The organism is Pedobacter sp. R-06 (genome assembly GCF_049913135.1).
GTDB lineage: Bacteria > Bacteroidota > Bacteroidia > Sphingobacteriales > Sphingobacteriaceae > Pedobacter.
Genome location: NZ_CP183977.1, coordinates 4,870,836 through 4,894,658 on the forward strand (window position 1 = coordinate 4,870,836; position 23,823 = coordinate 4,894,658).

Annotated in this window: 25 protein-coding genes and 2 tRNA genes; 8 read left to right on the plus strand and 19 right to left on the minus strand. The window is 37.0% G+C overall.

Annotated elements, in window-relative coordinates; all coding sequences use genetic code 11:
* Nucleotides 1-61: 61 nt before the first annotated feature.
* Together ACN9MR_RS19605 and ACN9MR_RS19610 are read right to left on the minus strand one after the other, a co-directional pair.
* On the minus strand, nucleotides 62-688 hold the full coding sequence (locus ACN9MR_RS19605) for a class I SAM-dependent methyltransferase (protein ID WP_426326236.1): 627 nt from the start codon (nucleotides 686-688) through the stop codon (nucleotides 62-64).
* Nucleotides 689-767: 79 nt separating this feature from the next.
* On the minus strand, nucleotides 768-1,679 hold the full coding sequence (locus tag ACN9MR_RS19610) for a UbiA family prenyltransferase (protein ID WP_426326237.1): 912 nt from the start codon (nucleotides 1,677-1,679) through the stop codon (nucleotides 768-770).
* 223 nt (nucleotides 1,680-1,902) lie between these two features.
* Between ACN9MR_RS19610 and ACN9MR_RS19615 the strand changes: the two genes are divergently transcribed.
* Nucleotides 1,903-2,322, plus strand: a complete 420-nt coding sequence (locus tag ACN9MR_RS19615; RefSeq protein ID WP_426326238.1) for a VOC family protein — start codon at nucleotides 1,903-1,905, stop codon at nucleotides 2,320-2,322.
* Nucleotides 2,323-2,595: 273 nt separating this feature from the next.
* Here ACN9MR_RS19615 and ACN9MR_RS19620 read toward each other — a convergent pair whose 3' ends face one another.
* The 7 genes from ACN9MR_RS19620 to recO all read right to left on the minus strand — a co-directional run bounded on the left by ACN9MR_RS19620 (nucleotide 2,596) and on the right by recO (nucleotide 5,530).
* Nucleotides 2,596-2,847: a GIY-YIG nuclease family protein gene (locus ACN9MR_RS19620; protein ID WP_426326239.1), complete on the minus strand. Its 252-nt coding sequence runs from the start codon at nucleotides 2,845-2,847 to the stop codon at nucleotides 2,596-2,598.
* 395 nt (nucleotides 2,848-3,242) lie between these two features.
* Nucleotides 3,243-3,494, minus strand: a complete 252-nt coding sequence (locus ACN9MR_RS19625; RefSeq protein ID WP_426326240.1) for a GIY-YIG nuclease family protein — start codon at nucleotides 3,492-3,494, stop codon at nucleotides 3,243-3,245.
* A gap of 166 nt (nucleotides 3,495-3,660) precedes the next feature.
* Complete coding sequence (locus tag ACN9MR_RS19630) at nucleotides 3,661-3,912, minus strand: GIY-YIG nuclease family protein (RefSeq protein ID WP_426326241.1); 252 nt, start codon at nucleotides 3,910-3,912, stop codon at nucleotides 3,661-3,663.
* Nucleotides 3,913-4,059: 147 nt separating this feature from the next.
* Entirely contained in the window at nucleotides 4,060-4,311 is a 252-nt protein-coding gene (locus tag ACN9MR_RS19635; protein ID WP_426326241.1) for a GIY-YIG nuclease family protein, read from the minus strand.
* A 96-nt stretch (nucleotides 4,312-4,407) separates the two neighbouring features.
* Nucleotides 4,408-4,482 (minus strand) — tRNA-Val (locus ACN9MR_RS19640).
* A 149-nt stretch (nucleotides 4,483-4,631) separates the two neighbouring features.
* Nucleotides 4,632-4,709 (minus strand) — tRNA-Val (locus ACN9MR_RS19645).
* 95 nt (nucleotides 4,710-4,804) lie between these two features.
* Entirely contained in the window at nucleotides 4,805-5,530 is a 726-nt protein-coding gene (recO, locus tag ACN9MR_RS19650) for a DNA repair protein RecO (protein WP_426326242.1), read from the minus strand.
* Between the two features lie 121 nt (nucleotides 5,531-5,651).
* On the opposite strand from recO, the gene ACN9MR_RS19655 reads away from it, so the two are divergent.
* Nucleotides 5,652-8,003 carry an efflux RND transporter permease subunit gene (locus ACN9MR_RS19655; RefSeq protein ID WP_426326243.1) on the plus strand — a complete coding sequence of 784 codons (2,352 nt, stop codon included), beginning with the start codon at nucleotides 5,652-5,654 and terminating at the stop codon, nucleotides 8,001-8,003.
* Between the two features lie 92 nt (nucleotides 8,004-8,095).
* Nucleotides 8,096-8,692, plus strand: a complete 597-nt coding sequence (locus ACN9MR_RS19660) for a transposase (RefSeq protein ID WP_426326244.1) — start codon at nucleotides 8,096-8,098, stop codon at nucleotides 8,690-8,692.
* A gap of 31 nt (nucleotides 8,693-8,723) precedes the next feature.
* Here the strand turns inward: ACN9MR_RS19660 and ACN9MR_RS19665 are convergent, their stop codons facing one another.
* The 8 genes from ACN9MR_RS19665 to ACN9MR_RS19700 all read right to left on the minus strand — a co-directional run bounded on the left by ACN9MR_RS19665 (nucleotide 8,724) and on the right by ACN9MR_RS19700 (nucleotide 15,714).
* Complete coding sequence (locus ACN9MR_RS19665; RefSeq protein ID WP_426326245.1) at nucleotides 8,724-10,580, minus strand: STN and carboxypeptidase regulatory-like domain-containing protein; 1,857 nt, start codon at nucleotides 10,578-10,580, stop codon at nucleotides 8,724-8,726.
* A 6-nt stretch (nucleotides 10,581-10,586) separates the two neighbouring features.
* Nucleotides 10,587-11,537: a FecR family protein gene (locus ACN9MR_RS19670; RefSeq protein WP_426326246.1), complete on the minus strand. Its 951-nt coding sequence runs from the start codon at nucleotides 11,535-11,537 to the stop codon at nucleotides 10,587-10,589.
* A gap of 4 nt (nucleotides 11,538-11,541) precedes the next feature.
* Nucleotides 11,542-12,108: an RNA polymerase sigma-70 factor gene (locus ACN9MR_RS19675; protein WP_426326247.1), complete on the minus strand. Its 567-nt coding sequence runs from the start codon at nucleotides 12,106-12,108 to the stop codon at nucleotides 11,542-11,544.
* Between the two features lie 48 nt (nucleotides 12,109-12,156).
* The gene (locus ACN9MR_RS19680; RefSeq protein ID WP_426326248.1) at nucleotides 12,157-12,948 is read right to left on the minus strand and encodes an SDR family NAD(P)-dependent oxidoreductase; all 792 of its coding nucleotides are present in this window, start codon (nucleotides 12,946-12,948) and stop codon (nucleotides 12,157-12,159) included.
* 248 nt (nucleotides 12,949-13,196) lie between these two features.
* Complete coding sequence (locus ACN9MR_RS19685; protein WP_426326249.1) at nucleotides 13,197-14,201, minus strand: SDR family NAD(P)-dependent oxidoreductase; 1,005 nt, start codon at nucleotides 14,199-14,201, stop codon at nucleotides 13,197-13,199.
* A 1-nt stretch (nucleotide 14,202) separates the two neighbouring features.
* Nucleotides 14,203-14,868, minus strand: a complete 666-nt coding sequence (locus ACN9MR_RS19690) for a DUF6134 family protein (RefSeq protein ID WP_426326250.1) — start codon at nucleotides 14,866-14,868, stop codon at nucleotides 14,203-14,205.
* Between the two features lie 388 nt (nucleotides 14,869-15,256).
* Nucleotides 15,257-15,529 (minus strand): isoleucyl-tRNA synthetase, encoded by a 273-nt coding sequence (locus ACN9MR_RS19695; protein WP_426326251.1) that lies wholly within the window; start codon nucleotides 15,527-15,529, stop codon nucleotides 15,257-15,259.
* Entirely contained in the window at nucleotides 15,526-15,714 is a 189-nt protein-coding gene (locus ACN9MR_RS19700; protein ID WP_131031924.1) for a hypothetical protein, read from the minus strand. Before ACN9MR_RS19700 ends, ACN9MR_RS19695 begins: the two co-directional genes overlap by 4 nt.
* An 84-nt stretch (nucleotides 15,715-15,798) precedes the next feature.
* Here ACN9MR_RS19700 and ileS point away from each other — a divergent pair, with 84 nt between their 5' ends.
* The 5 genes from ileS to ACN9MR_RS19725 all read left to right on the plus strand — a co-directional run bounded on the left by ileS (nucleotide 15,799) and on the right by ACN9MR_RS19725 (nucleotide 22,021).
* Nucleotides 15,799-19,200 (plus strand): isoleucine--tRNA ligase, encoded by a 3,402-nt coding sequence (gene ileS / locus ACN9MR_RS19705; protein WP_426326252.1) that lies wholly within the window; start codon nucleotides 15,799-15,801, stop codon nucleotides 19,198-19,200.
* 30 nt (nucleotides 19,201-19,230) lie between these two features.
* Entirely contained in the window at nucleotides 19,231-19,614 is a 384-nt protein-coding gene (locus ACN9MR_RS19710) for a TraR/DksA family transcriptional regulator (RefSeq protein WP_025144123.1), read from the plus strand.
* A complete protein-coding gene (locus ACN9MR_RS19715; RefSeq protein WP_426326253.1) occupies nucleotides 19,614-20,216 on the plus strand; it encodes a lipoprotein signal peptidase in 603 nt (200 codons plus the stop codon). Before ACN9MR_RS19710 ends, ACN9MR_RS19715 begins: the two co-directional genes overlap by 1 nt.
* Nucleotides 20,217-20,625: 409 nt before the next feature.
* The gene (locus tag ACN9MR_RS19720; protein ID WP_426326254.1) at nucleotides 20,626-21,144 is read left to right on the plus strand and encodes a DUF4269 domain-containing protein; all 519 of its coding nucleotides are present in this window, start codon (nucleotides 20,626-20,628) and stop codon (nucleotides 21,142-21,144) included.
* A gap of 196 nt (nucleotides 21,145-21,340) precedes the next feature.
* Complete coding sequence (locus tag ACN9MR_RS19725; RefSeq protein WP_426326255.1) at nucleotides 21,341-22,021, plus strand: 3-keto-disaccharide hydrolase; 681 nt, start codon at nucleotides 21,341-21,343, stop codon at nucleotides 22,019-22,021.
* Nucleotides 22,022-22,034: 13 nt separating this feature from the next.
* Here ACN9MR_RS19725 and ACN9MR_RS19730 read toward each other — a convergent pair whose 3' ends face one another.
* Nucleotides 22,035-22,394, minus strand: a complete 360-nt coding sequence (locus ACN9MR_RS19730) for a DUF2809 domain-containing protein (protein ID WP_426326256.1) — start codon at nucleotides 22,392-22,394, stop codon at nucleotides 22,035-22,037.
* 106 nt (nucleotides 22,395-22,500) lie between these two features.
* A complete protein-coding gene (odhB, locus tag ACN9MR_RS19735) occupies nucleotides 22,501-23,721 on the minus strand; it encodes a 2-oxoglutarate dehydrogenase complex dihydrolipoyllysine-residue succinyltransferase (RefSeq protein WP_426326257.1) in 1,221 nt (406 codons plus the stop codon).
* Nucleotides 23,722-23,823: the final 102 nt, after the last annotated feature.

The following is a 23,823-nucleotide window of genomic DNA, read 5'->3' on the forward strand; positions in this document are numbered from 1 at the left end:
GATACAAAGATCTGAAAGGAATTAACAAACGCAACACAATTGCATTAAATAAATGTCATTTTTATTTTCGGAATATTGTTGCCTTAATAAAGCTCCCATAATATAGCTTTTCTTCAACAACCAGATAATTGGCTTTGAAAAAGTAAGGATTCACATCGATAAGCTGATGCGCTTCTACAATACCCAATGATCTAAAAAAGCCATACATCGACCGGAGCAACAACCACTTCCACCAGTTTCCATTGGTTTTATTGAGCGAAAAATCGACAAGGAGCCATAATCCATCTTTCTTTAAATACTCATTTAACTGTCCAAACACCTTTGCAGCGCGTTGCTCAGCAAAATTATCAAACAGAAAAGGGGTTAAAATTACATCAAATACTACATCAGTTTTAAAATCCTCAATACCAATGTTTACGAATTCAACGTGGTTATTTTTATAATTTCGTTTTTGAGAAAGCGCAATCATTTTAGCAGATATTTCTACATAAACGACCTTTAATCTACCCGAATAAATCTTCGCGAGTTCTTCTAAGATCCATCCGGTTCCTCCGCCTACAATTAATATACTGTTACCCTCCTGAATATATGAAAGCTGATTGATCTGCGCATTCACCTGCGATTTAAAAAACACCAAACGACTTAAAGTATCGTAATGACCGGCTATTTTATCATAGTTGTTATTCATTGGTTAACTGTTTAATTGTTGAAATTGGTTAATTGACATACCACCGATTAACCAGTTAACCGATTTAAACAATTAACCCCTATCGCACAAACTGCATTCCGATTATTCCGCATATCGCCTTAAATAAGATCAGTCCATCAATTACCATTAAATAATAGAGAATGTTTTTTCTTCGGTGCATGGAATAGGCCACGTAAATGGTGAGAATGAATGGCAACACGTTAAATAAAACCTGGGGCCATCCAAAACCTTTGTAACCGGCAAATATGCCTAAAGAAATTAACCCTATAATCAACAATGGAATCAGGATATTGAAAATTGTCCTGCGCAGCCCATAACGTACTACAAATGTTCTTAAATGTTTATTGGCATCGGTTGGGTAATCTTTAATATCAAAAATGATTGCGTTTACGGTGCAGAACATCCAGTTTTTAATAAATAGCCAGGTCCACAATACAGAATCGTGATAGCCAACCCCGGTTTCAATTTTAAGCATAATCAGCGGCAGCACATTGGCACAGCAGGCCCACACAAAACCAATTACAAAAGCTTTTAGCCAGCCTGTATTGCGCAGATTAAATTTGAGGAAAGATCTGGGCAGTAAACCATAGTATAATCCTCCTGCAATGATGATAATGAATATTGCTACCCAATAACTGATCGGCAGGCCCATAATATGCTGAAAGTTTTGGTAAAGCAGGTTTATGGCCAACAGCATACAAATAATAAAAAGCACAGCCTGACTCCTGTTGATAAATATTTTATGCTTGAAATACCACTGGTTGCGCGGATTGGTTACAGATGGTTTGGTAGAAACCTTATTGTAAGCGTAAGTATAATAGATGGTTGGTGCCAGAAACAGCAACAGGTAGTAATTTAATGAATTAAGGGGCAGCCTTAACTGGAAGGTGGCTTCGAGCGTTAGGGCAACAGCTAAAATGCCTACAAAGTAGTTTCCAAAGAAAATGAACCTGATAACTTTACCGAACATTTGCCGTAATTTTTCAGCTGGCAATTTCGGATATATAATCGAATATGGTAAATAAATAAAATATAAATTATATCCCATTTAAACTTAAGATCAACCGATTCTGTGGAGAAAAATATACTTGGGGAGAAGTGATTTTCCGTTATCTTGAAACAAATAAGAAAGACCAACAATAACGATATTGACTATAACATTACTTAAAACCAACTAACTAGAAAAAAATAATATGGAAGAACAAAAAGACAACTCAACTTCACCTGCAGACAACACTCCAAAGGTGACCGGAATTGGCGGCATTTTCTTTTTTTCCGATAATCCGCAGGAAACAAAAGACTGGTATGCTAAAAATTTAGGATTTGAAATGAGTGCCTGGGGTACCTCGAGTTTCGAAACCAGAAACCTCAATAATCCTGATGAGATCGAATCACTTCAATGGAGTCCATTCAAAAAAGGGGATGAATATTTTTCGCCATCCAAAAAAGATTTCATGATTAACTATCGTGTACAACATCTTGAAGGTCTTGTTGAGAAACTCAAAGAAAACGGCGTAACCATACTCGATGAGATTGCAACTTACGATTATGGGAAATTTATCCATATTATGGATGGAGAAGGCAATAAGATTGAGTTGTGGGAGCCGAAGTAGGATTCTTTGCTACACTTTGTCATCCTAGGTACAACGAAGGATCTCTTTATAATATAGACCTATCCGTGCGTCACCCTGAATTCATTTCAGGGTCTTTACAGCATGAAGATCGATATTATCACGCCTTTCGAGATGTTTACTGTTTTTAGAAATCTTAACAGGATGGTGATTTCTAGGTGAATTAAAAAAGGTCTTCAATAATATTGAAGACCTTTAGTTGTGGGAAATGATCCCGATCCGAATCGGGACGACCCACTAGATATAAAGGAGGTGCTATAAATCAGTAGATGCAATCAATTTTTCTATCATAACCCTGCTTTTCCATTTTTTAATCTGGTTTTCCTTAATTCTTGCATCTCTTAAATTATCAAAAATCCCGAACCAGACAATAAACCAATCACCAGTATGCCCGGTAAAACCTGAATGATTTGTATTGTGCTTCTTTAGCCGTTCCGTTAGGTTAACAGTAGAACCGATATAATATTTATCGCGCGTTTTGGAATATAGAATATAGGTGTAAAACATCTTTAACAACTGTTTAATTATTTGGGATGTCTATTGCTTTTAGAAATTTTAATAGGAAAGTGATTTCTATATGAATTAAAAAAAGGTCTTCAATATTATCGAAGACCTTTAGTTGTGGGAAATGATCCCGATCCGAATCGGGACGACCCTAGGTATAAAGGAGGTGCTCTGAACCAGCTGAGCTAATTTCCCTGTTGGTAATGTTTTAAAATTATCTTGGCCTTTTCGATCCGCCCCTCCCGACTGATAATGTCGGGATGCTCTGAACCAGCTGAGCTAATTTCCCATTTGGGCGTATTTCAAAGTTTTATAAAAAAGCCTTCCAGTTATACTGAAAGGCTTGGTGGGAAATGATCCCGATCCGAATCGGGACGACCCTAGGTATAAAGGAGGTGCTATAAACCAGTTGATGCAATCAATTTTTCTATCATAACCCTGCTTTTCCATTTTTTAATCTGGTTTTCCTTAATTCTTGCATCTCTTAAATTATCAAAAATCCCGAACCAGACAATATGCCAATCACCGGTATGCCCGGTAAAACCTGAATGATTTGTATTGTGCTTCTTTAGCCGTTCCGTTAGGTTAACAGTAGAACCGATATAATATTTATCGCGCGTTTTGGAATATAGAATATAGGTGTAAAACATCTTTAACAACTGTTTAATTATTTGGGATGTCTATTGCTTTTAGAAATCTTAATAGGAAAGTGATTTCTATATGAATTAAAAAAAGGTCTTCAATATTATCGAAGACCTTTAGTTGTGGGAAATGATCCCGATCCGAATCGGGACGACCCTAGGTATAAAGGAGGTGCTATAAACCAGTTGATGCAATCAATTTTTCTATCATAACCCTGCTTTTCCATTTTTTAATCTGGTTTTCCTTAATTCTTGCATCTCTTAAGCTATCGAAAATCTCGAACCAGACAATATGCCAATCACCGGTATGCCCGGTAAACCCCGAATGATTCGTATTGTGTTTCTTTAACCGCTCCGTTAGGTTAACAGTAGAACCGATGTAATATTTATCGCGGATTTTGGAGAAAAGAATATAAGTATAAAACATCTTTAATAATTATCATTTATTTCGGGATGTCAACTGTTTTTAGGATGGGAATGTGAATTAAAAAAGGTCTTCAATAATATTGAAGACCTTTAGTTGTGGGAAATGATCCCGATCCGAATCGGGACGACCCTAGGTATAAAGGAGGTGCTATAAACCAGTTGATGCAATCAATTTTTCTATCATAACCCTGCTTTTCCATTTTTTAATCTGGTTTTCCTTAATTCTTGCATCTCTTAAGCTATCGAAAATCTCGAACCAGACAATATGCCAATCACCGGTATGCCCGGTAAACCCCGAATGATTCGTATTGTGTTTCTTTAACCGCTCCGTTAGGTTAACAGTAGAACCGATGTAATATTTATCGCGGATTTTGGAGAAAAGAATATAAGTATAAAACATCTTTAATAATTATCATTTATTTCGGGATGTCAACTGTTTTTAGGATGGGAATGTGAATTAAAAAAGGTCTTCAATAATATTGAAGACCTTTAGTTGTGGGAAATGAGGGGTTCGAACCCCCGACCCCCTCGGTGTAAACGAGGTGCTCTGAACCAGCTGAGCTAATTTCCCTGTTGGTAATGTTTTAAAATTATCTCGGCCTTTTAGATCCGACCCTCCCGACTGACAATGTCGGGATGCTCTGAACCAGCTGAGCTAATTTCCCATTTGGGTGTATTTCAAAGTTTTATAAAAAAGCCTTCCAGTTGTACTGAAAGGCTTGGTGGGAAATGAGGGGTTCGAACCCCCGACCCCCTCGGTGTAAACGAGGTGCTCTGAACCAGCTGAGCTAATTTCCCTTTTATAATTTTGTCAAACTTAATGTCCCATCCTCCGTTTGGGAATGCAAATATAGCGCTATAAAACTGTTCTGCAAATCTTTTTTTCTTTTTTTTCAACTTAACAAAGTTTCGAGGATTTTGTGCGATTGTACCACTCCGAACGACGCGGTATGTAAGGTATAGAAAACCAATATCTTATCTAACAAAAATCGTCGCTGTGTATTGCTCATTTTTATTTCAGAAATTTTTTCGAGTGGTGTATTAAAAAGTAAAATAAACCCGATAGCATCTTCTAATAGGAGATAATTGGAGTGGATTGGCAATCTGGAAGTAAACTCACCCTCCTGCAGATCGAAATAAATCTGATCGTTTCTCCTTTTCTCATTAGGCGAGAAACCCAGAAAACGGGTAAGTTTTAATAAAAACGACAAATGAAAATTGGGATTGATCTCTTCAATTTCATCAAACCAGGCGATCGAATTAAAAATGTAATCGAATAAACTCTCATCGGCTGATTGTTGCCTGATACTTTTATAAAGCACCTCATTTAAAAAAATAACGATACTGGTTTTAATCATATCGTAAGGGATGCTTTTAAAAACAGGTGTTTGCCGAACTTCAGATACCCTTTGAATATTGGTATTTGCTTTATGATAAACCACCATATCCAATAAATGGAGCGATTGCAGCATGTTCATCTTAATCTTCGCTTTTGGTTTTTTAACACCATTAATGAGATAAGACTGCATGCCGAATTTATCGGTAAGCACCTGCACTACTACACTGCTTTCGCTGTAATTGGTGGTCTTTAAAACAATGCCCCTAACTTTGTGCAACATCCGATTAAAACAATTTTTTCAAAAGTATGTTATTTGTGCAAATTTAATTGCGCAAAAAGTAATCACGTTTTACAAATAAGATTAGTTTTGCCGTTAATATTATTATTAAACTAAGCTGCACATGTGGGTTAAGCTATCGAGATTCATTCTTCAGAACCGTATCGCAATCATCGTATTTTTTTTATTGGGCACAATTTTCATGGCTTATCAGGCCAAAAATGTAAAACTCTCCTACACAGGAAGTAAAATCCTGCCTGTTACCGATAGCGCATTTTTAAAATACAACGCTTTTAAAAAGACCTTTGGCGAGGATGGAAGTGTTATGGTAGTGGGAATACAATCGCCTGATATTTTTAAAAAAGAAGTTTACAACCAATGGGTCCAGCTTTCTAACGACATTCAGAAGTTAAAAGGCATTAAACAGGTTTTATCATCAGGCAGAATTTTTCAACTGGAAAAAGATACTGTAAACCAAAAATTTGTTTTAAAGCCGCTACCTGGTGGTTTGGTTAAAACTGACGCTGAGATGGATTCGATCAAAAACACCATTTATAGCAATCCTTTTTTCGAAGGCCTGGTTTACAACCGTCAGAATGCCACCTTAATGGCCATCACTTTTGATACCAAAATCTTAAATACTGCTGAACGTAACCCTATTTTAAAAGAAATTGAAGCAAAAGCCAAAGCTTTCCAGACCACAACAAAGATACAGGTGCATATTTCGGGTTTACCTTATATCCGTACCGCGGTAAGTAAATTGGTAAGTAACGAATTCGTATTGTTTTTGGGCTTATCTATTTTAGTTTCTGCGCTAATCTTATTGTTTTTCTTCAAGAAATTTTATGCCGTATTCTTCCCTATTTTAGTAGTTGTGATGGGTGTGATCTGGAGTATCGGCACATTGGTACTATTTGGTTTCGAACTGACTATTTTAACAGGGCTGATTCCACCGCTTATTGTAATTATCGGTATTCCAAACAGTATTTTATTGTTGAATAAATACCAGAATGAACTTAGAAAAGACGGCGATAAACAACGTGCCTTAAGCGTAACCATAGAAAGAATTGCCATTACCACGCTAATTGCGAACATTACCGCAGCCATTGGATTTGGTGTATTGTATTTTACAGGAAGTGAGTTATTGATGCAATTTGGCAGTGTAGCCTCAATAAACGTAATGATTACCTGGTTAATGTGTTTATGTCTAATCCCGATTATCTTCAGTTATTTGCCAGCACCGAAACTTAAAGCACAAAACCACATTGAAGAAGGATTTTTGCATAAATTATTAGTTAAAACCGATACGCTGGTGCAGCACAAAAGTGGGCTGATTTATATCGGAACGATTATCATATCCATCATTGCCTTTATTGGTGTGATGAAAATCAATGTTAATGGTTATGTAGTTGATGACCTGCCTAAAAACTCGAAGATTTTAACGGATTTAAAATTCTTTGAGAAAAATTTCGAAGGTATTTTACCCTTAGAAGTAAGTGTAGATACGAAGAAAAAGAACGGGGTTTTCAATTTAACCAATCTGAAAAGAATGGAAAAACTGGAAAAGATGATTTCTTCCTATCCGGAGTTTTCGCGTTCTATTTCGGTAAATATGGGCCTAAAATATGCTACTCAAGCATTTTACAATAACGATTCTACTTTTTTCCGTTTGCCCGACAATCTGGAAAAGAATTTTATTTTAGCCTACATCGCCAATGGCGGTAAAGGAAATGCAAGTTTGTTAACCAACTTTATCAGCAAGGGTAATCAAAGTACAAGGATCAGTTTTCAAATGGCTGATGTTGGCTCAAAACGTTTAGACGCCATTATGGCCGAATTAAAACCGCGTATCGATAGTATCTTGCCTCCATCTAAATTTGATGTAGAACTTACGGGATCGAGCATTATCTTTTCTAAAGGGACAGATTATATGTTAAAGCATCTGGTTGAAAGTATTGCCCTCGCTATCGTATTGATCTCTCTCTTAAGGTTGGCACAATTTAAAAGTTTGGGCATTATGTTTATCTCCTTACTACCAAACATTGTTCCTTTAATTATTACCGCAGGGATTATGGGTTATTTTGGAATTTCTTTAAAACCTTCAACCATATTAATTTTTACCATCGCCTTTGGTTTAGCTTCCGATCAGACCATTTATTTCTTAACCCGTTATCAGCAGGAATTAAACCTGACCAATTTCAGCGTACCAAAAGTGATTACCGATACCATTACAGAAACAGGCGTGAGCATGACGCATATCGCTTTAATTTTATTCTTCGGCTTTGGAATTTTTACGGCATCTACCTTCGGAGGAACGGTAGTATTGGGCCTGCTCCTATCCATAACCCTATTGGTAGCTTTAATTTTCAATTTAACTTTATTACCAGCCCTGGTATTATGGCTAGATAAAAAGAAAGTAAGGAAACTGGTATCTGATGAGGAATCGGCGAAAAATATTGGTGAGTTTGATCATTAATCAGCTGAGAGTTTTCAGTTGGCAGTTTAGATTTTAAATCCTATAAGGTTTTAAAAACATTATAGGATTCTTATATTTATAAAAAAATTGCCATGAAATATTTCGACAAATTTCATCCCGACAATTTTTACCATATCTATAATCACGCTGTAGGAGATGAGAATCTTTTTAGAAAGCATGATAATTTTATTTTTTTCTTAAGCAGATATGAAAAATACATATCCCCTATCGCTAAAACATTTAGTTATTGTTTAATGCCTAATCATTTTCATGTATTGATACAGGTGAGGGATGAAAAGGCAATCAGACTGCTATCAAAAAATGATGATGATGAATTTGATTTCCATAAATTTATTATGCAACAACTCAGCAATTTTCTAAATAGTTATGCCAAAGCATTCAACAAACAACATAATAGAAAAGGTGCTTTATTTTTAGACTTCACTCGAAGAAAAGAAATCAAGGATGAATTTTATTTCTCTAGGTTAATTAATTACATACACCAAAACCCAGTGCATCATGGCTTTTGCAAATCAGCATCGGATTGGGATTATTCTTCTTACAACTCAATAATTTCGATCAATAAAAATTCAAAACTTGAACGAAATGCTGTTTTTGATTGGTTCGGGGGAATTGAAGAGTTTATAGCCTTTCATCAAAAAGAGGGGTTCATAGATTTAGACCTATAAGGTTTTAAAAACCTTATAGGTCTTTTAGTATCTACAAAACAACCAACCCTACATTCCACCCCAACCAACCGGTATACCTCGAATTGTTAAAAGAGAAATCTTGATGTTTTTCCTGCAATAAACCAAATTCACCGATCCTGGTGTTTTGTTTAGTGTAATAAATATTAACCGATGGGCCGCCTTGTATGGCCAGCCATTTATTTAACCGGATGTTTATCGGCAGCTCAAATTTATTCAACAGATTGAGGTAATCCCAAGTGCCTTGATATACATATTGAGAACTTATTTCAGGGTTTAAAGAAATGCTTTTAAACAATTTCATTTCCTTACCAAAACCCAGACCGCCGGTATATATTTTTTCAGCTGATTTTTTGTTCGTGCCAAACATTAACATATTGTATAAATGTTTGCTGCCACCTTTATAAGCTACATTAAAATTAGTGCTTTCATTGGTGCTGAAACTAAATTTATGATAACCTTTTAAAGCAACATTGATGAGCCCGATTGAATAGCCATCATTTTCATTTGAAACATTTAATATCCCAACTTGGGCGCCTTTTAAGTTTTTGGCATAATTAATTGCGCCAATTTGCAATCCACTAGCAGTTAGTGAGGTAAAATTGGTAAGCACGGCCAGATTTATCCCACTACTTTCTTTAGCGATGTTGGCAATGCCACCTATTTGTATTCCACTGGTTCTACCGTTTACAATGTTCCCGCCCACTCCTATTTGTACACCTTTTGTTTCTTTGTTAACCAGGTTAAAAGCGCCAACCTGAATGCCTTTTAAAGTATCGCCTATTACATTAATACCAACAGAAAACTGTGCACCATTAAAATTATTTTTAATCGAGTTGCCAATGCCACCAACTTGAACCCCACTAAAGTTTTTGCCAATACGGTTAAATCCAGTTGCAACTTGTAGCGCTTCGGCACCGCCCTTTACATCGTTAAATAAACCTGCAACTTGAACGCCCTTAACGTTTCCACCAACTAAATTAAATGCTCCTCCAAACTGAAAATACTGTACATTACTTTTGTTAATATTAAAAACAAAACCAATTTCACCCCCATCTACTCCTGCGCTATAAGCCCCTATAACATTAAGCGAAAACTTGTTCACCACCTGTCCGCTCAACGAACCATGAGAGTTTAAACCCGGGATAAGCGAAAATTGAAAGGGAGCCTTTGAAATAAAACCGCCGATATTGATCGACTGTATTTTTTGTTGTGCGGTAACCAAAGCATTACCGAGCCAGGTATTTTCTACATCGCCCAAATTTCCACTGATGAACCTTTCTTCTGGATTTTCTTTTCTATTGGTAATGTTCACTTCAGCCAGAAAATGGGTAACGGTAGACTTATAATTTTCTTTACTTACCGTTAGCGATATAGGTTGTGTAATGTTTTTTAACCGCATCGAAAAATAACCGTTCCCATCCGATATTTCGGAAACCAACAGGTTTCGTTCGTAAATACTGGCATCCTGGATTGGTTTATTGGTCTGTTTATCTACAACCTGGCCTGTAATGGTATAAAGTTCGGGGTTACCAAGCGATTCGTTAACTAACAAAACCAGCTCGAGCGGTGCATACCTGATTATCACAAAATTACCCGATTGGCGGTATTCAAACCTATGATTTAATATTTTATCCAGCGTTTCGGCAATATTTAAGTTGTTTTCGTGGATACTGATCAAACTGTCAACCGGCAATATATTGCTGTTATAAGAAAACCTGAAGCCACCTTTCTCTTCTATCATCGCCAATACAGCACTCAATTTTTGTCGTTCGATATTGAGAGAAATATTTCTGGACAAATTCGATTGAGCCCGCACCAAGCAACAGAAAATAAAGAGAAAAAGAACAGTAATTTTGAGCGTACGCATTGGTTCTTATTTAAGTTTAATCTTGTCCTGCCCATATTCAACCCGTATTTTAAAAGTTTCAGCTATTACTGTCAGGATTTCTTTAAGCGATTCATTTTTAAAAGTTGTGCTAATTGGAAGCATCTTTAATGCAGGATTTTCAATAACAATATTGGATTTAAATTTTTGATTAAGTACGGCAACTAATTCGATAAGCGGCGTTCCATCACAAAGCAATTCATTCGAATAATAGTAATTATATAATTTACCCTGATTTTCTCCTTTAGATAAATGCTGCTGATTTTGACTTACTTCTACTTTCTCTCCTGCGGTTAAACGCACACTATCATTTCGGTTGTTTACCTTAACGATTCCACTTTCTACAATTACCACAACAGCTGCCCCATTGCTTTTCACATTAAATGCGGTGCCTACAACAGTTACCTGAACATCATTAACACTAATGATAAACGGTTTCGACTTATTAGCGCTGACTTTAAAAAAAGCTTCGCCCTTTAGTTTAACATTGCGGGTTTTATTAAAAAATCCACCTACAAAAGAGAGTTCAGATTGTTTATTCAGGATTGCAGTGGAACCATCAGGCAATGCCTGCGTTAAAGTATTTTCGCCACTATTTACATTTATTTTATTTCCGATTAAATTATTGTAGAAAAATAAGCCGGCACTAAAGAATATAAATACCACAGCCACCCATCGTAAAATGAATGTATAGTTGATCGTTTTTTTTTCGGTTTCTAAACGGGCATTTAACCGACCTAAAGCCTGATGCTCATCAATCTGGGGATCAATCTGCAGTTTACTTTTCTCCAATATCGTTCTAAAATCTTCTAATTGTTTGAGGTGATTGGGGTTTGATTTTGCCCACGCTTCAACCTGCTCACTTTCAGGCGCAGTGGCTTCCCCAAGCAAGTATTTTGCAAGTAAATCGTCGTTAATATGTGTATAGTTTTTATCCATAAGCTTATTTCAATAAAATAAAAATGAGGATCAGAAAATCTACTACCTTAAGGCGCAAAATCTTTAAGGCCTTCCCCATCTGGTTTTCTACCGTTTTGATAGAAATATTTAGTGCATCGGCAATTTCCTGATATTTCATCTGGTCGAACCTGCTCAACTGAAATACATTTCTGCATTTTTCGGGCAGCTCATTTATTGCCGAATGGATATTCTTTTCCAGTTCTGTTGCCATGATTTCTGTATTTAAGTTTCCAGTATCGTTTTTCACAGCATCGGCATAATGAACGTTAAAATTCGATCTCACTTTTTGATGTTTCAAATAATTTAGACTTTCGTTATGCACCGAACGATAAAGAAATGATTTTAAAAACCCATCCGTTTTAAGTTGCTCTCTTTTCGTCCAGATGCGCACAAACACATTCTGAACAATTTCTTCGGCATCATCTTTTTCTTTAATTATGGTAAAAGCATAGGCATGCAGGCTTTTGAAATGCTTTAAAAACACTTCGTCGAAAGCCTGTTTATTACCGCTTTTAATTAATCCGATAAGATTGGTGTCGTTACTTTCCATAAAGCTAAACGTGCAAGGTTTTTAAAACCTTACAGGTTTTAGTTTAATCTATGTTGTTAAAATTGATTTCAATTTACGCCTAATTATAATTTCTTTTAAAAAGCCCGGTATAATTTTATCCAACACCACCAAAAAGCGGTTTGCAAAACCCGGTATAATTTCTTTTTTCCCTTTCAGCATACCATCCATTGCTGTTTTGGCAACGTAATCGGCCTCTAAAATCGTCGCTTTTGCAAAACCCTTTAATTCATTGTTCATCACCAACAGTTCGGGTTTCGTATTAATGCCACCAGGACTGAGTAAACTAATATGCACATTTGTACCGCTCAATTCGAGCTGCAAACAACGGGTAAAATAACCGATAAAAGATTTGGTTGCGCCATAAACCTGTTTTTTCGGAACGATAAAATGTCCGCCCAAACTGCCAACATTTAAAATATAGCTTGCCTCGCTTTTATCGATATGGTTTAAAAATAACCGCGTAAGCAAAACCGTATTGGTAATGTTGAGGTCGATCTGTGTTCTGTAAAAATCGACATTTTTATCTTCAAACCAACTCCAGTTCCCTAAACCAGCATTATTGATCAAAACATTCACCTCGATCTTATTCGCCTTTAATTTTTGAAAAATTTCGCTTGCGGAGGTATTGTTGGTCAAATCTATTTCGATACAGAATACCTTACTGTTAAAGTTTACGCGCAGGTAATTTGCTAAGTGTTCCAGTCCACTGTGAGGTAACGAAACCAATACCAAACCTAAACCGCGTTTGGCCGATTCGATAGCGAAAGATTTGCCCAGGCCCTCGCTTGCGCCTGTAATCAATACTGTTAATTGTTTCATTTTATATTGTTTATATCATCCTCCTTCGTAACGTGGCCCATGATAATGTCGATTTATCTAATTTTTAATTACATAGAAGCTGTATAACACTAAATTCCATCAGATTTTGTCACATTGAGCTTGTCGAAATGATTAACGAGACATTTAAGTAAGCTAGTCCTTCAACAAGCTCAGGATGAAAATTTTATATTCTGGCACATCTTTAGTTAACCTCATTTGTAACAAGGGCGATAATCTTAGCTAATGACCTAATTGCTTTGAAAGTGATTAATGGTTTTACTTAAGCCTATTGCAAAAGGCGTTATCCGATAATTTAGTTCGGCAATGGCTTTATTGCTCGAATATTGCTGATTACATTTTAACCTGTCAGCAAACTCTGGCAGAAAAAATGGGGTGAGGTTAAAAAGCTTCGATTTTAAAGATTCAAGTAGACTGTAAGCTTTAATAATACCTACCGGGATTTTATACAAGCTTCTATTTTTACCTGTGATCTGCCTTAAAGTGCCGAAAAATCCGTTAAAAGAAACATCAACACCACCCAGAATATACCGTTCGCCATTCCTGCCATTCTGCATGGCTGCAATATGTCCATCCACTACATCATCTACAAAAGCATAGTTGGCAATTGCTTTTCCATCGCCCGGAATAAAATGCCATGTACCTTTTATATAACCTGTAGCCATTTTACTCACCGTATTACTATCCGTAATCGGTCCATCGCCATATACCCTTGATGGGTTTACAATTACCACTTCCAATCCCTTTTTTACAAATTCTTTCACCTCTAATTCAGCGAGGTATTTTGTGCGTTCATAGTTAATCGGGAAGCCGACTGCCCTTGGATCGTTTTCTGAAACCGGCAGATTTAATGTTGGTCCCCACACCCCGCAAGTTGAGGTATGTACAACTTTTTCTACACCCAATTTTAATGCACAGCTGAGCACATTTCTAGTCCCGATTACATTCACATCATAAAAATCTTGCTCATTCCGGCACCACATTTTGGCCATAGCTGCTGTATGGTAAACCTGATAACAATCTTTCATTGCGTTTTCTAAACTTTCAGGATCCAAAACATCGCCTTTTACAAACTGGATATTTCGGTGCTGAATAAGAAAGGGATGGTTAACATTCCTGCAAAGTGCCACTACATCGTAGCCCATTTCTGCAAGGGTAAAGCTTAACTTCCGGCCGATAAAGCCTGATGCCCCCGTAACCAAAACCCTCAGGTATTTATTTGCAACTGTTTCCATATTAAACCCTTTCCATTCTAATGGTGTACAAGGAGTGATTTACAACTACCAGTTTACATATTCCGTTTTCGAAATGGTAATCGTTATAATTCCCATCGGGAAGATTGATCCGGTACTGATGTGCCCCGTTTTTCTGAATGGGAATAAAACACTGAAAGTTATCAGAGTAAATTTCAGGGATATTAACAGGCTCCTTGGTATACAAGAGCATCATATTATAACTAATGGGCTGATTTATTGTACTGGTTTTATTGCCTGTTTTAAGTTGATAAACATTATTTACCCAACTTGTTTTCTTAGCCTCTTTTGCATTGCCGTTTACTACCCGATTTACATTTGAGTTAAGGAGCTTGCCATTTTTAAAATGCGCTACATCTTCTGTTTCCACATCAATTTTGAAAACGAAACGGGTTTGTACTTTCGAAGTTATTTTTAGATAAACATTATCGCCATCGTCTTTCTGCTGGAAATACATCTGGCCGATTACTTCGCCATTGCGCTTGATATTAAATTTACTCTGCTGTGCAAAAGCCGATGAAAATGAACAGATTAAAAAGAGTACCGAAGCAACACTTTTTGGATTGATTGGGCTTTTGGAGGAGTATGTTTTGTAGGTTTTTGGAGCAAGATATTTCTTGCAGAGCCAAATAATTAATGCAGGAATCATTTTATCTCTATTTGTTAATTTAGAGCTAATACAACTCACAACAGATTTACCCCTACGAAGATTTATTTTTTTATTTAAGATGGTTCATACGTAATTTCTGGCCTTGGGTTTAAACCCAAGGCTAAGCATATGAATTCTAAATTTCTTACTCAGACCCAAGTTCCCTAAACCTGATGGCAGCGATCCCGATTTAAGCACTTTTTCTTATTGTTTTATTGTGTGCTTGCTTGTTTCACAGGTTTCATCGGGACAAGCGTACAGCAGGACCGACATTAAAATGGAATACAGGCCTTGCTTTCCAAAACCTTTTTAAAACCATATAAAACATTAGGGAACACTGTCAGCTCATGGAGAAATAATCTCGCTGATTAAGACGATTTAAGCAGATTTATTCGGATGCAGGCTTTTTATCTTCTTCATCTACCGGAACTTCGACCGTTGGATCGGTAATGATTTCGGCATTACCATCATTATCCTTTTTGGCAAATAAAATGGGATATAACAGCCATAGTGCCCCAATAATAACCAGCACGCCAGCCAGCATCTGTAAATAGATACTTCCTTTTACCCCATTTGCATCCAAAATTTTATAGGCGATAAAAGAAAGTAAGCCAGCTATGAGGATGAAAACGGCTTTCTGCAATTTTAAGAGCTTAATCATGGATTCTTTCTTTTAAGTGTTACAATATGGATTAAAACAAAAATAAGCCCAATTAGTTCGAGCAAGCCGCAGAAATAAAAAGCATAAAGTACAAAATCCCGGTCTGAAGGGTTTATTACCGCAACAATTGGCAAGGCAATTACGGCAACAATCATCAATGTAAGCCCGATATTAAATAATTTCACATTAAAAGTATTTACATCAAAACTACCAAAATTCAGTCAATTCTGTTAACTTTGCAACCTTTAATTTTTTGAGGTACTTGATTGATGTATAGCGAATTTAAACAATTGGAACTTGCCAAAATAGGGCAAGAAATACTGGATTTTTGGAAAAAGGAAAATATCTTTGAAAAAAGTATTTCTTCCCGTCCTAAATCTAATCCGTTTACTTTTTACGAAGGACCACCGTCTGCCAATGGCATGCCGGGGATTCACCATGTAATGGCGCGTGCAATTAAGGATATTTTTTGCCGCTATAAAACAATTAAAGGTTATCAGGTTAAAAGAAAAGCTGGCTGGGATACCCATGGTTTACCTGTTGAGCTTGGAACTGAAAAGGAATTAGGGATTACCAAAGAGGATATTGGTAAAACTATTTCTATTGAAGACTATAACGAAGCTTGTAAAAAAACAGTAATGCGCTACACTGATGTGTGGAACGACCTGACTGAAAAAATGGGCTATTGGGTAGATATGGATGATCCATACATTACCTATAAGTCGAAATACATGGAATCGGTGTGGTGGCTTTTGAAGCAGATTTACGATAAAGGATTAATCTATAAAGGTTATACCATCCAACCTTACTCTCCAAAAGCCGGGACAGGATTGAGTTCGCACGAGGTAAATCAGCCTGGCGCTTACCGGGATGTTACAGACACAACGATTGTTGCTCAATTTAAGGCGATAGCGAGTACGTTACCTCCGTTTTTACAAGCATTTGGAGATATTTACCTGATGGCCTGGACTACTACTCCATGGACTTTACCATCAAACACTGCTTTAACGGTTGGACCAAAAATCGACTACGTTTTAATCAAAACGTTCAACCAATATACATTTTTGCCAACAAATGTAATTTTGGCAAAAAACCTGGTTGGCAAGCAGTTTAGTAAAATTTTCTTTGAAAGCAATGAAGTTGAAGATTTTACAAATTTTAAAGCTGGCGATAAAAAAATCCCCTATCAAATACTTGCCGAATGCAAAGGAAGTGAATTGGTTGGAATTAGATATGAACAATTATTAACTTACGCACTGCCATACCAAAATCCTGAAAATGCATTTAGAGTAATTTCCGGAGATTTCGTAACTACTGAAGATGGTACCGGTATTGTTCATACCGCCCCTACTTTTGGCGCAGATGATGCTAAAGTAGCTAAAGAAGCCATTCCGGAAGTACCACCAATGTTGGTATTAGACGAGAATGATACCCCCGTTCCATTAGTAGATTTACAGGGTAAATTTACCCAACATGTTGGCCCTTTTGCTGGCAAATATGTAAAGAACGAATATTACAATGCTGGCGAAGCACCTGAAAAATCGGTTGATGTAGAAATTGCTATTTTATTAAAAGAAGAAAACAAAGCTTTTAAGGTGGAAAAATATGTTCACAGTTACCCACACAGCTGGAGAACTGATGAGCCACTTTTATATTATCCCCTAGATTCATGGTTTATTAAAGTTACGGATGTTAAAGACAGGATGTTCGACCTTAATGAAACCATTAACTGGAAACCAAAATCGACTGGCGAGGGGCGGTTTGGAAACTGGCTAAAAAATGCTAACGATTGGAATTTATCACGTTCGAGATATTGGGGAATTCCTTTGCCAATCTGGAGAACTGAAGATAAAAAAGAAGAAGTGTTAATTGGTTCTGTTGAAGAACTTTATAATGCCATTGAAAAATCTATTACAGCTGGGTTCCAAAAAGAAAATCCTTTTAAGGGATTCAAAATCGGAAACATGTCTGAAGAGAACTATGATTTGATAGACTTACATAAAAATGTGGTCGATAAGATTATTTTGGTATCTCCATCAGGCAAACCAATGAGCCGCGAAAGTGACTTAATTGATGTTTGGTTTGACTCTGGTGCTATGCCTTATGCACAGTGGCACTACCCTTTTGAGAATAAAGAAACAATTGATGGAAATGAAGATTTCCCTGCAGATTTTATTGCCGAAGGCGTAGACCAAACCCGTGGCTGGTTTTATACTTTACATGCTATCTCTACATTAGTTTTTGATAAAGTAGCGTACAAAAATGTAGTTTCGAATGGACTGGTACTAGACAAAAATGGACAAAAAATGTCTAAACGTTTAGGCAATGCTGCTGATCCCTTCCAAACCATTAACGAGTATGGTGCTGATGCGACGCGTTGGTACATGATTTCTAATGCAAACCCTTGGGATAACCTAAAATTCGACATTGATGGAATTGCTGAAGTACGCCGTAAATTCTTCGGTACGCTTTACAATACCTATGCTTTCTTTGCCCTGTATGCCAATATCGATAAATTCGAGATTGATAAAAACAACCTGAGCAAAGTTGAAGACAGAACGGAATTAGACCGTTGGATTTTATCGTTATTGCAAACCTTAATCAACGAAGTTGATGAAAGTTACAACACTTACGAACCAACGAAAGCCACCCGCGCAATCCAGGCTTTTGTTGATGAACATTTGAGTAACTGGTACATCAGGTTAAGTCGCCGCCGTTTCTGGAAAGGCGAAATGACCGATGATAAACGTGCAGCTTACGAAACATTATATACCTGTTTAGAAACCTTGGCACAGCTGATGAGTCCGGTTGCGCCTTTCTTTGCCGATTGGTTATACAGAAACTTAACTGTAACTGATGCCCATGCGGAACAATCTGTCCACTTAACCTTATGGAAAGAGGCTGATCAAAGTTTGATTGATACCGATTTGAATGAGCGTATGGTTTATGCCCAGGATATTTCATCGATGGTTTTATCGCTGCGTAAAAAATCGGGCATTAATGTGCGTCAACCACTTGAGAAAATCTTAATCCCATCTTTAAGTGGCGATTTCGAACAAAAAATATCAAAGGTTGCCGATTATATCCTTTCTGAAACGAATGTAAAACATATCGAATTCATTACCGATACACATGGTATTGTTAAGAAAAAGCTGAAACCAAACTTTAAATCGTTGGGTAAAAAAGTTGGAAAAGATATGAGCCTGGTTAAAGAGGCTTTAGAAAATTCAAATCAGGATGATATCCAACGTTTAGAAAATGATGGCTTCATAATCGCGGTTGGCAATAATGGTGAAGAATTTACCATCAATTTAAATGATGATGTAGAAGTTTTTGCGGAAGATATTCCGGGATGGCAGGTAACCAACCTGGGCAGTTTAACTGTTGCTTTGGATGTTACCATCTCAGAAGAACTGAAACAAGAAGGTATTTCGCGCGAATTGGTTAACCGTATCCAGAACTTGCGAAAAGAATTAAACTTTGAAGTAACCGATAGGATTAAAGTTTCGTTACAAAATGATAACTTGGTAGCCAGCGCAGTTGCCAAAAACAAGGATTACATTTGCGCGGAAATATTGGCCGATGAATTTGAATTAACAGATACTGTAAATAATGCAAACAAAATCGTTATCGACGATGTTGAGTTAAGCATTTCAGTAACTAAAATATAAATCCATATATTAGAAAATTAGAAAAAGGACATGGAAAACAGCAACAAAACACGCTACTCAGACAGTGAATTACAAGAATTTAAAGAATTAATTCAAGATAAATTACGCATGGCGAAAGAGGAATTAAACTCTTTAACCACTTCTTTGAGTAATCCAAACGCAAACGGAACAGAAGATACTTCAGGTGCTTACAAAACATTAGAAGACGGTTCTGCAACAATGGAAAAAGAGCAGATCAATCAATTGGCTGCACGTCAGAAAAAATTTATAGACAACCTTGAGAATGCATTGGTACGTATCGAGAACAAAACTTATGGTATTTGCCGCGAAACCGGAAAATTAATCCAAAAAGAACGTTTACGCGCTGTTCCTCATGCAACTTTAAGCATGGAAGCTAAATTAAAGCAGAGTTAATGAAAGGCTATACAAAACCTTTAATTGTTATCTTTTTAGTTTTACTGGCCGATCAGCTGGTGAAAACCTGGGTTAAAACGCACATGTACCTCGGTCAGGAGTTCCATATTATTGGCAAATGGTTTATCATCCATTTTACCGAAAATAATGGGATGGCCTTTGGGATGGAGTTTGGTGGTGAATTTGGCAAATTAGCCTTATCACTTTTCCGTATTGCAGCAGTTGCAGGAATTGGTTATGGCTTACATTATCTCATTAAGCATAAATATCACCGCGGTTTAATTCTAAATGTTGCATTGATTTTTTCTGGTGCACTAGGAAACATTATTGATTCTGTATTTTACGGAAAGATTTATGGCTATGAAAGCTGGTTTCACGGGCGCGTGGTAGATATGTTCTACTTCCCGATTGCAGAAGGCCACTTCCCCAGCTGGGTACCAATTTGGGGAGGCGAAGAGTTTGTTTTCTTCAGACCTGTTTTTAACCTTGCTGACGCTGCCATTTCAGTTGGTGTGATACTGATCCTCATCTTCCAGAAAAACTACTTTAAAGAAGATGTAAAGGATGATGTGAGTATCAATAGTGAAATTGTAGAAGATTAAATAACCGAATCATCATGCTGAACTTGTTTCAGCATCTTAAGCGTTTGAAATATACAAAGCCCATTTCTTAATTGAGGTGGGCTTTTTTATAGAATCGTCATTGCGAGGAGGCTTTTCAGCCGACGAAGCAATCTTTATTACAGGACTCACAAATGCCAACAGTAATAAGGTTTTGGAAAGCAGGTACGGAAGCAAACATTTAAGTCTGTTCCCGCTATCCTTACTGCCAATGAAATCCCGTGTTTAACTGCGTTTCATCAAAAAAATCAGGGCAGTACCAAAACGCATTGGCATTCATTCTATCGGGTTTAGTAACTTTGAATGCTGCAAGAAAGAAAAAAATCAAAGTGCCTGCTCGTCTTCCTGAATTTATTTCAGGATCTTTCACGTTAAGTATAAAAACAAAACAATGATCAACTTCCTTGATATATCTTATTTACAGTTTGGTAATGAAAGGCAGAAGAAGGCTTATCAGGTGTTAACAGCTAATCGGGTTTTAGAAAAGCTTAGCCCCTACCGTCCAATACTTGTGGGCACCATTCCAATCAATATCGATATGGAAAACAGCGATCTGGATATTATCTGTGAAGTTTCGGATAAAAATGAATTTATCGACAAATTAAATGCGTTGTTTGGATCTGAAAAAGACTTCACCACTCATGAAAGCCCTAAATTCGACACCATTAAAGTGAATTTTATCACCGATGGTTTCGAAATAGAAATATTCGGCCAAAATACGCCTACCACACAACAAAATGCTTATCGGCACATGCTCATTGAACACAAATTACTCTTAGCCAAGGGCAAAAAATTTAGGCAGGACATCATTGATCTCAAAAAACAAGGTTATAAAACTGAACCTGCCTTCGCAAAATTATTAAAACTTGAAGGAGATGCTTATCAAGAATTATTGAAATTGCAATCATAGAACAACGCGAAGGACATTAATAGAAAAAGTCGTCATCTCGACTGAAGCACCGCGAAATGTTCCAAAGGAACTCCTTCGGAGGAGAGATCTATAGTTCCCCTTTAAGAAAGATCCTTCATTTCATTCAGGATGACAACCATCACTACAGTATTCCAATTTTTTAAAATATATTTGGTATACAAAAACCAAATATATCATGAAACTTTACTATGCCTTTTTACTACTAGTTATTATTAGCAGTTCAGCATTTGCTCAAAAAAGCCTTTTTAATGGAAAAAACCTAAACGGTTGGCATGTAGATGTACCTGCAATGGACAAAAAGCCTGATACCATTAATCCATTTATTGTACGCAATGGTATGTTGGTAAGTTTAGGTACGCCAGGTGGACATTTAATAACAGATAAAATTTATAAAAATTACCAGTTAACAGTACAATACCGCTTTGCAGGTAAACCAGGTAATTGCGGTGTTTTAGTTCACACATCAACACCAAGGGCACTGTATGGTATGTTTCCAAAATCGCTTGAAGTGCAGATGCAACATAAAGATGCTGGCGATTTTTGGTGCATCGAAGAAGATATTACAGTACCGGACATGGTTGCCAGACGCGGTCCTCAAGAAAACTGGGGTGTAAATGGGAATAAACTCCGCCGGATTAAAAACCTAACAGATGACAGTGAAAAACCTCTTGGCGAATGGAATACCATGATTATTCAATGTTTGAATAACGAAGTTAAAGTTTGGGTAAACGGTACACTGGTAAACTATGGTACAAATTGCACAGCAAGTAGCGGGCAAATTGCTTTACAAGCAGAAGGTAGTGAAGTAGAATTTAAACAATTGGATTTAAAACCAATTAAAGCGTTGTCTAAATAAGAAAATGCTTAACTCAATCCTTAAACAATAAACAGATCAGATAGCCTACAAAATAAGCGAGCAGGTCATAAACACTAAAAGAAGTTCCCAATATAGTGCTCATTAATTTGTTGTTTTCCCAACCAAACCAGGTAACATAATTTGCCTTTTGAAGGAACTCAATTACGAAGGAAAAAATTAAGATGCCTAAAGCTAACTGTCTATTATTGGTTTTAAGGAAAATCCTAAAGAATGCGTAAACCAGGATAACAACCAATACATCTCCGCCAAAAGGGCGGATAAATGCGTCATTAAGATATTTTGCAATTAAGATTTCAGTTAAGAATATCGCCAGGAAAATAAAGAGGAATTTTGAGTTGAACGTTAATTTCATTTTTCGGGTATAAAAGAGAAGTCAAGTTTTTATAGCACATTGGCCATTAAAACTTGACTTCTTTATCTTGACTTTCTATTTAAGTCCCCTTTAGGGGATGTAGAGGTTAGATGCCTAATAACAATCTAGCCGGATCTTCCAACAATTGTTTCACACGAACCAGGAAACCAACCGACTCACGTCCATCGATAATTCTGTGATCGTAAGATAAAGCAACGTACATCATCGGACGGATTACCACTTCACCTTTTTCAGCTACCGGACGCTCAACGATGTTGTGCATACCTAAAATAGCCGATTGTGGCGCATTGATAATCGGAGTCGACATCATTGAACCAAATACACCACCGTTAGTGATGGTGAATGTTCCACCAGTCATTTCTTCGATGGTTAATTTGCTATCACGTGCTTTTAAAGCCAATTCTAAAACTGATTTTTCAATCTGCGCTAAAGTCATGCTTTCTGCATTACGGATTACCGGAACCACTAAACCTTTTGGTGCAGAAACTGCAATCGAAATATCAGCAAAATCATTGTAAACCAATTCTTCGCCTTCAATACGGCCATTAACTGCAGGGAAATCTTTTAATGCTTCGGTAACGGCTTTAGTGAAAAAGCTCATGAAGCCTAAACCAACGCCAAATTTTTCTTTAAACTGATCTTTATATTTTCCGCGTAAATCCATAATCGGCTTCATGTTGACCTCGTTAAAAGTAGTCAACATTGCGGTTTCATTTTTAACAGCAACTAAACGTTTTGCAACTGTTCTACGTAGTGGAGACATTTTCTCACGACGCTCGTTACGGCTACTTGCAGGAGCAGCAGTTACAACAGGAGCACTTGTTTTTGCTGCCTCTGGTTTTTTACCAGCTTCAGCTTTAACCGCATCATCTTTAGTAATGCGGCCGTCAACACCAGTACCTTTTACAGCGCTGGCTTCGATTCCTTTCTCTGCCAGAATTTTACCAGCCGCAGGAGAAGGAGTTCCTGTTGCGTAAGAGTCTTGAGTCTTTGGAGACTCAGCTACTGCAACTGGAGCTTGTGCATCAGACTTAGGACTTTCGACTTCTGACTTAGGACTAGCAGCTGCACCACCATCTTCAATTTTACAAACTACTGCACCAATGGCTAAAGTATCGCCTTCGGCTGCTATGGTTTTTAAAGTTCCAGCTTGTTCTGCGGTTAATTCGAATGTTGCTTTATCCGATTCTAATTCGGCAATAACTTCATCCATTTCAACAACATCGCCATCGTTTTTTATCCAACGTGATAAAACAACTTCGGTTATCGACTCACCAACAGGTGGAACTTTTATCTCTAAACTCATTTTTGTAATGTTATGTTTTCTATTGTTAAAGGTTCAATGTTGTAAAGTTGAAATGTTCAGGCTGCTTAACCTTATACCTCAAACCTTACGCCTTAAACCTCA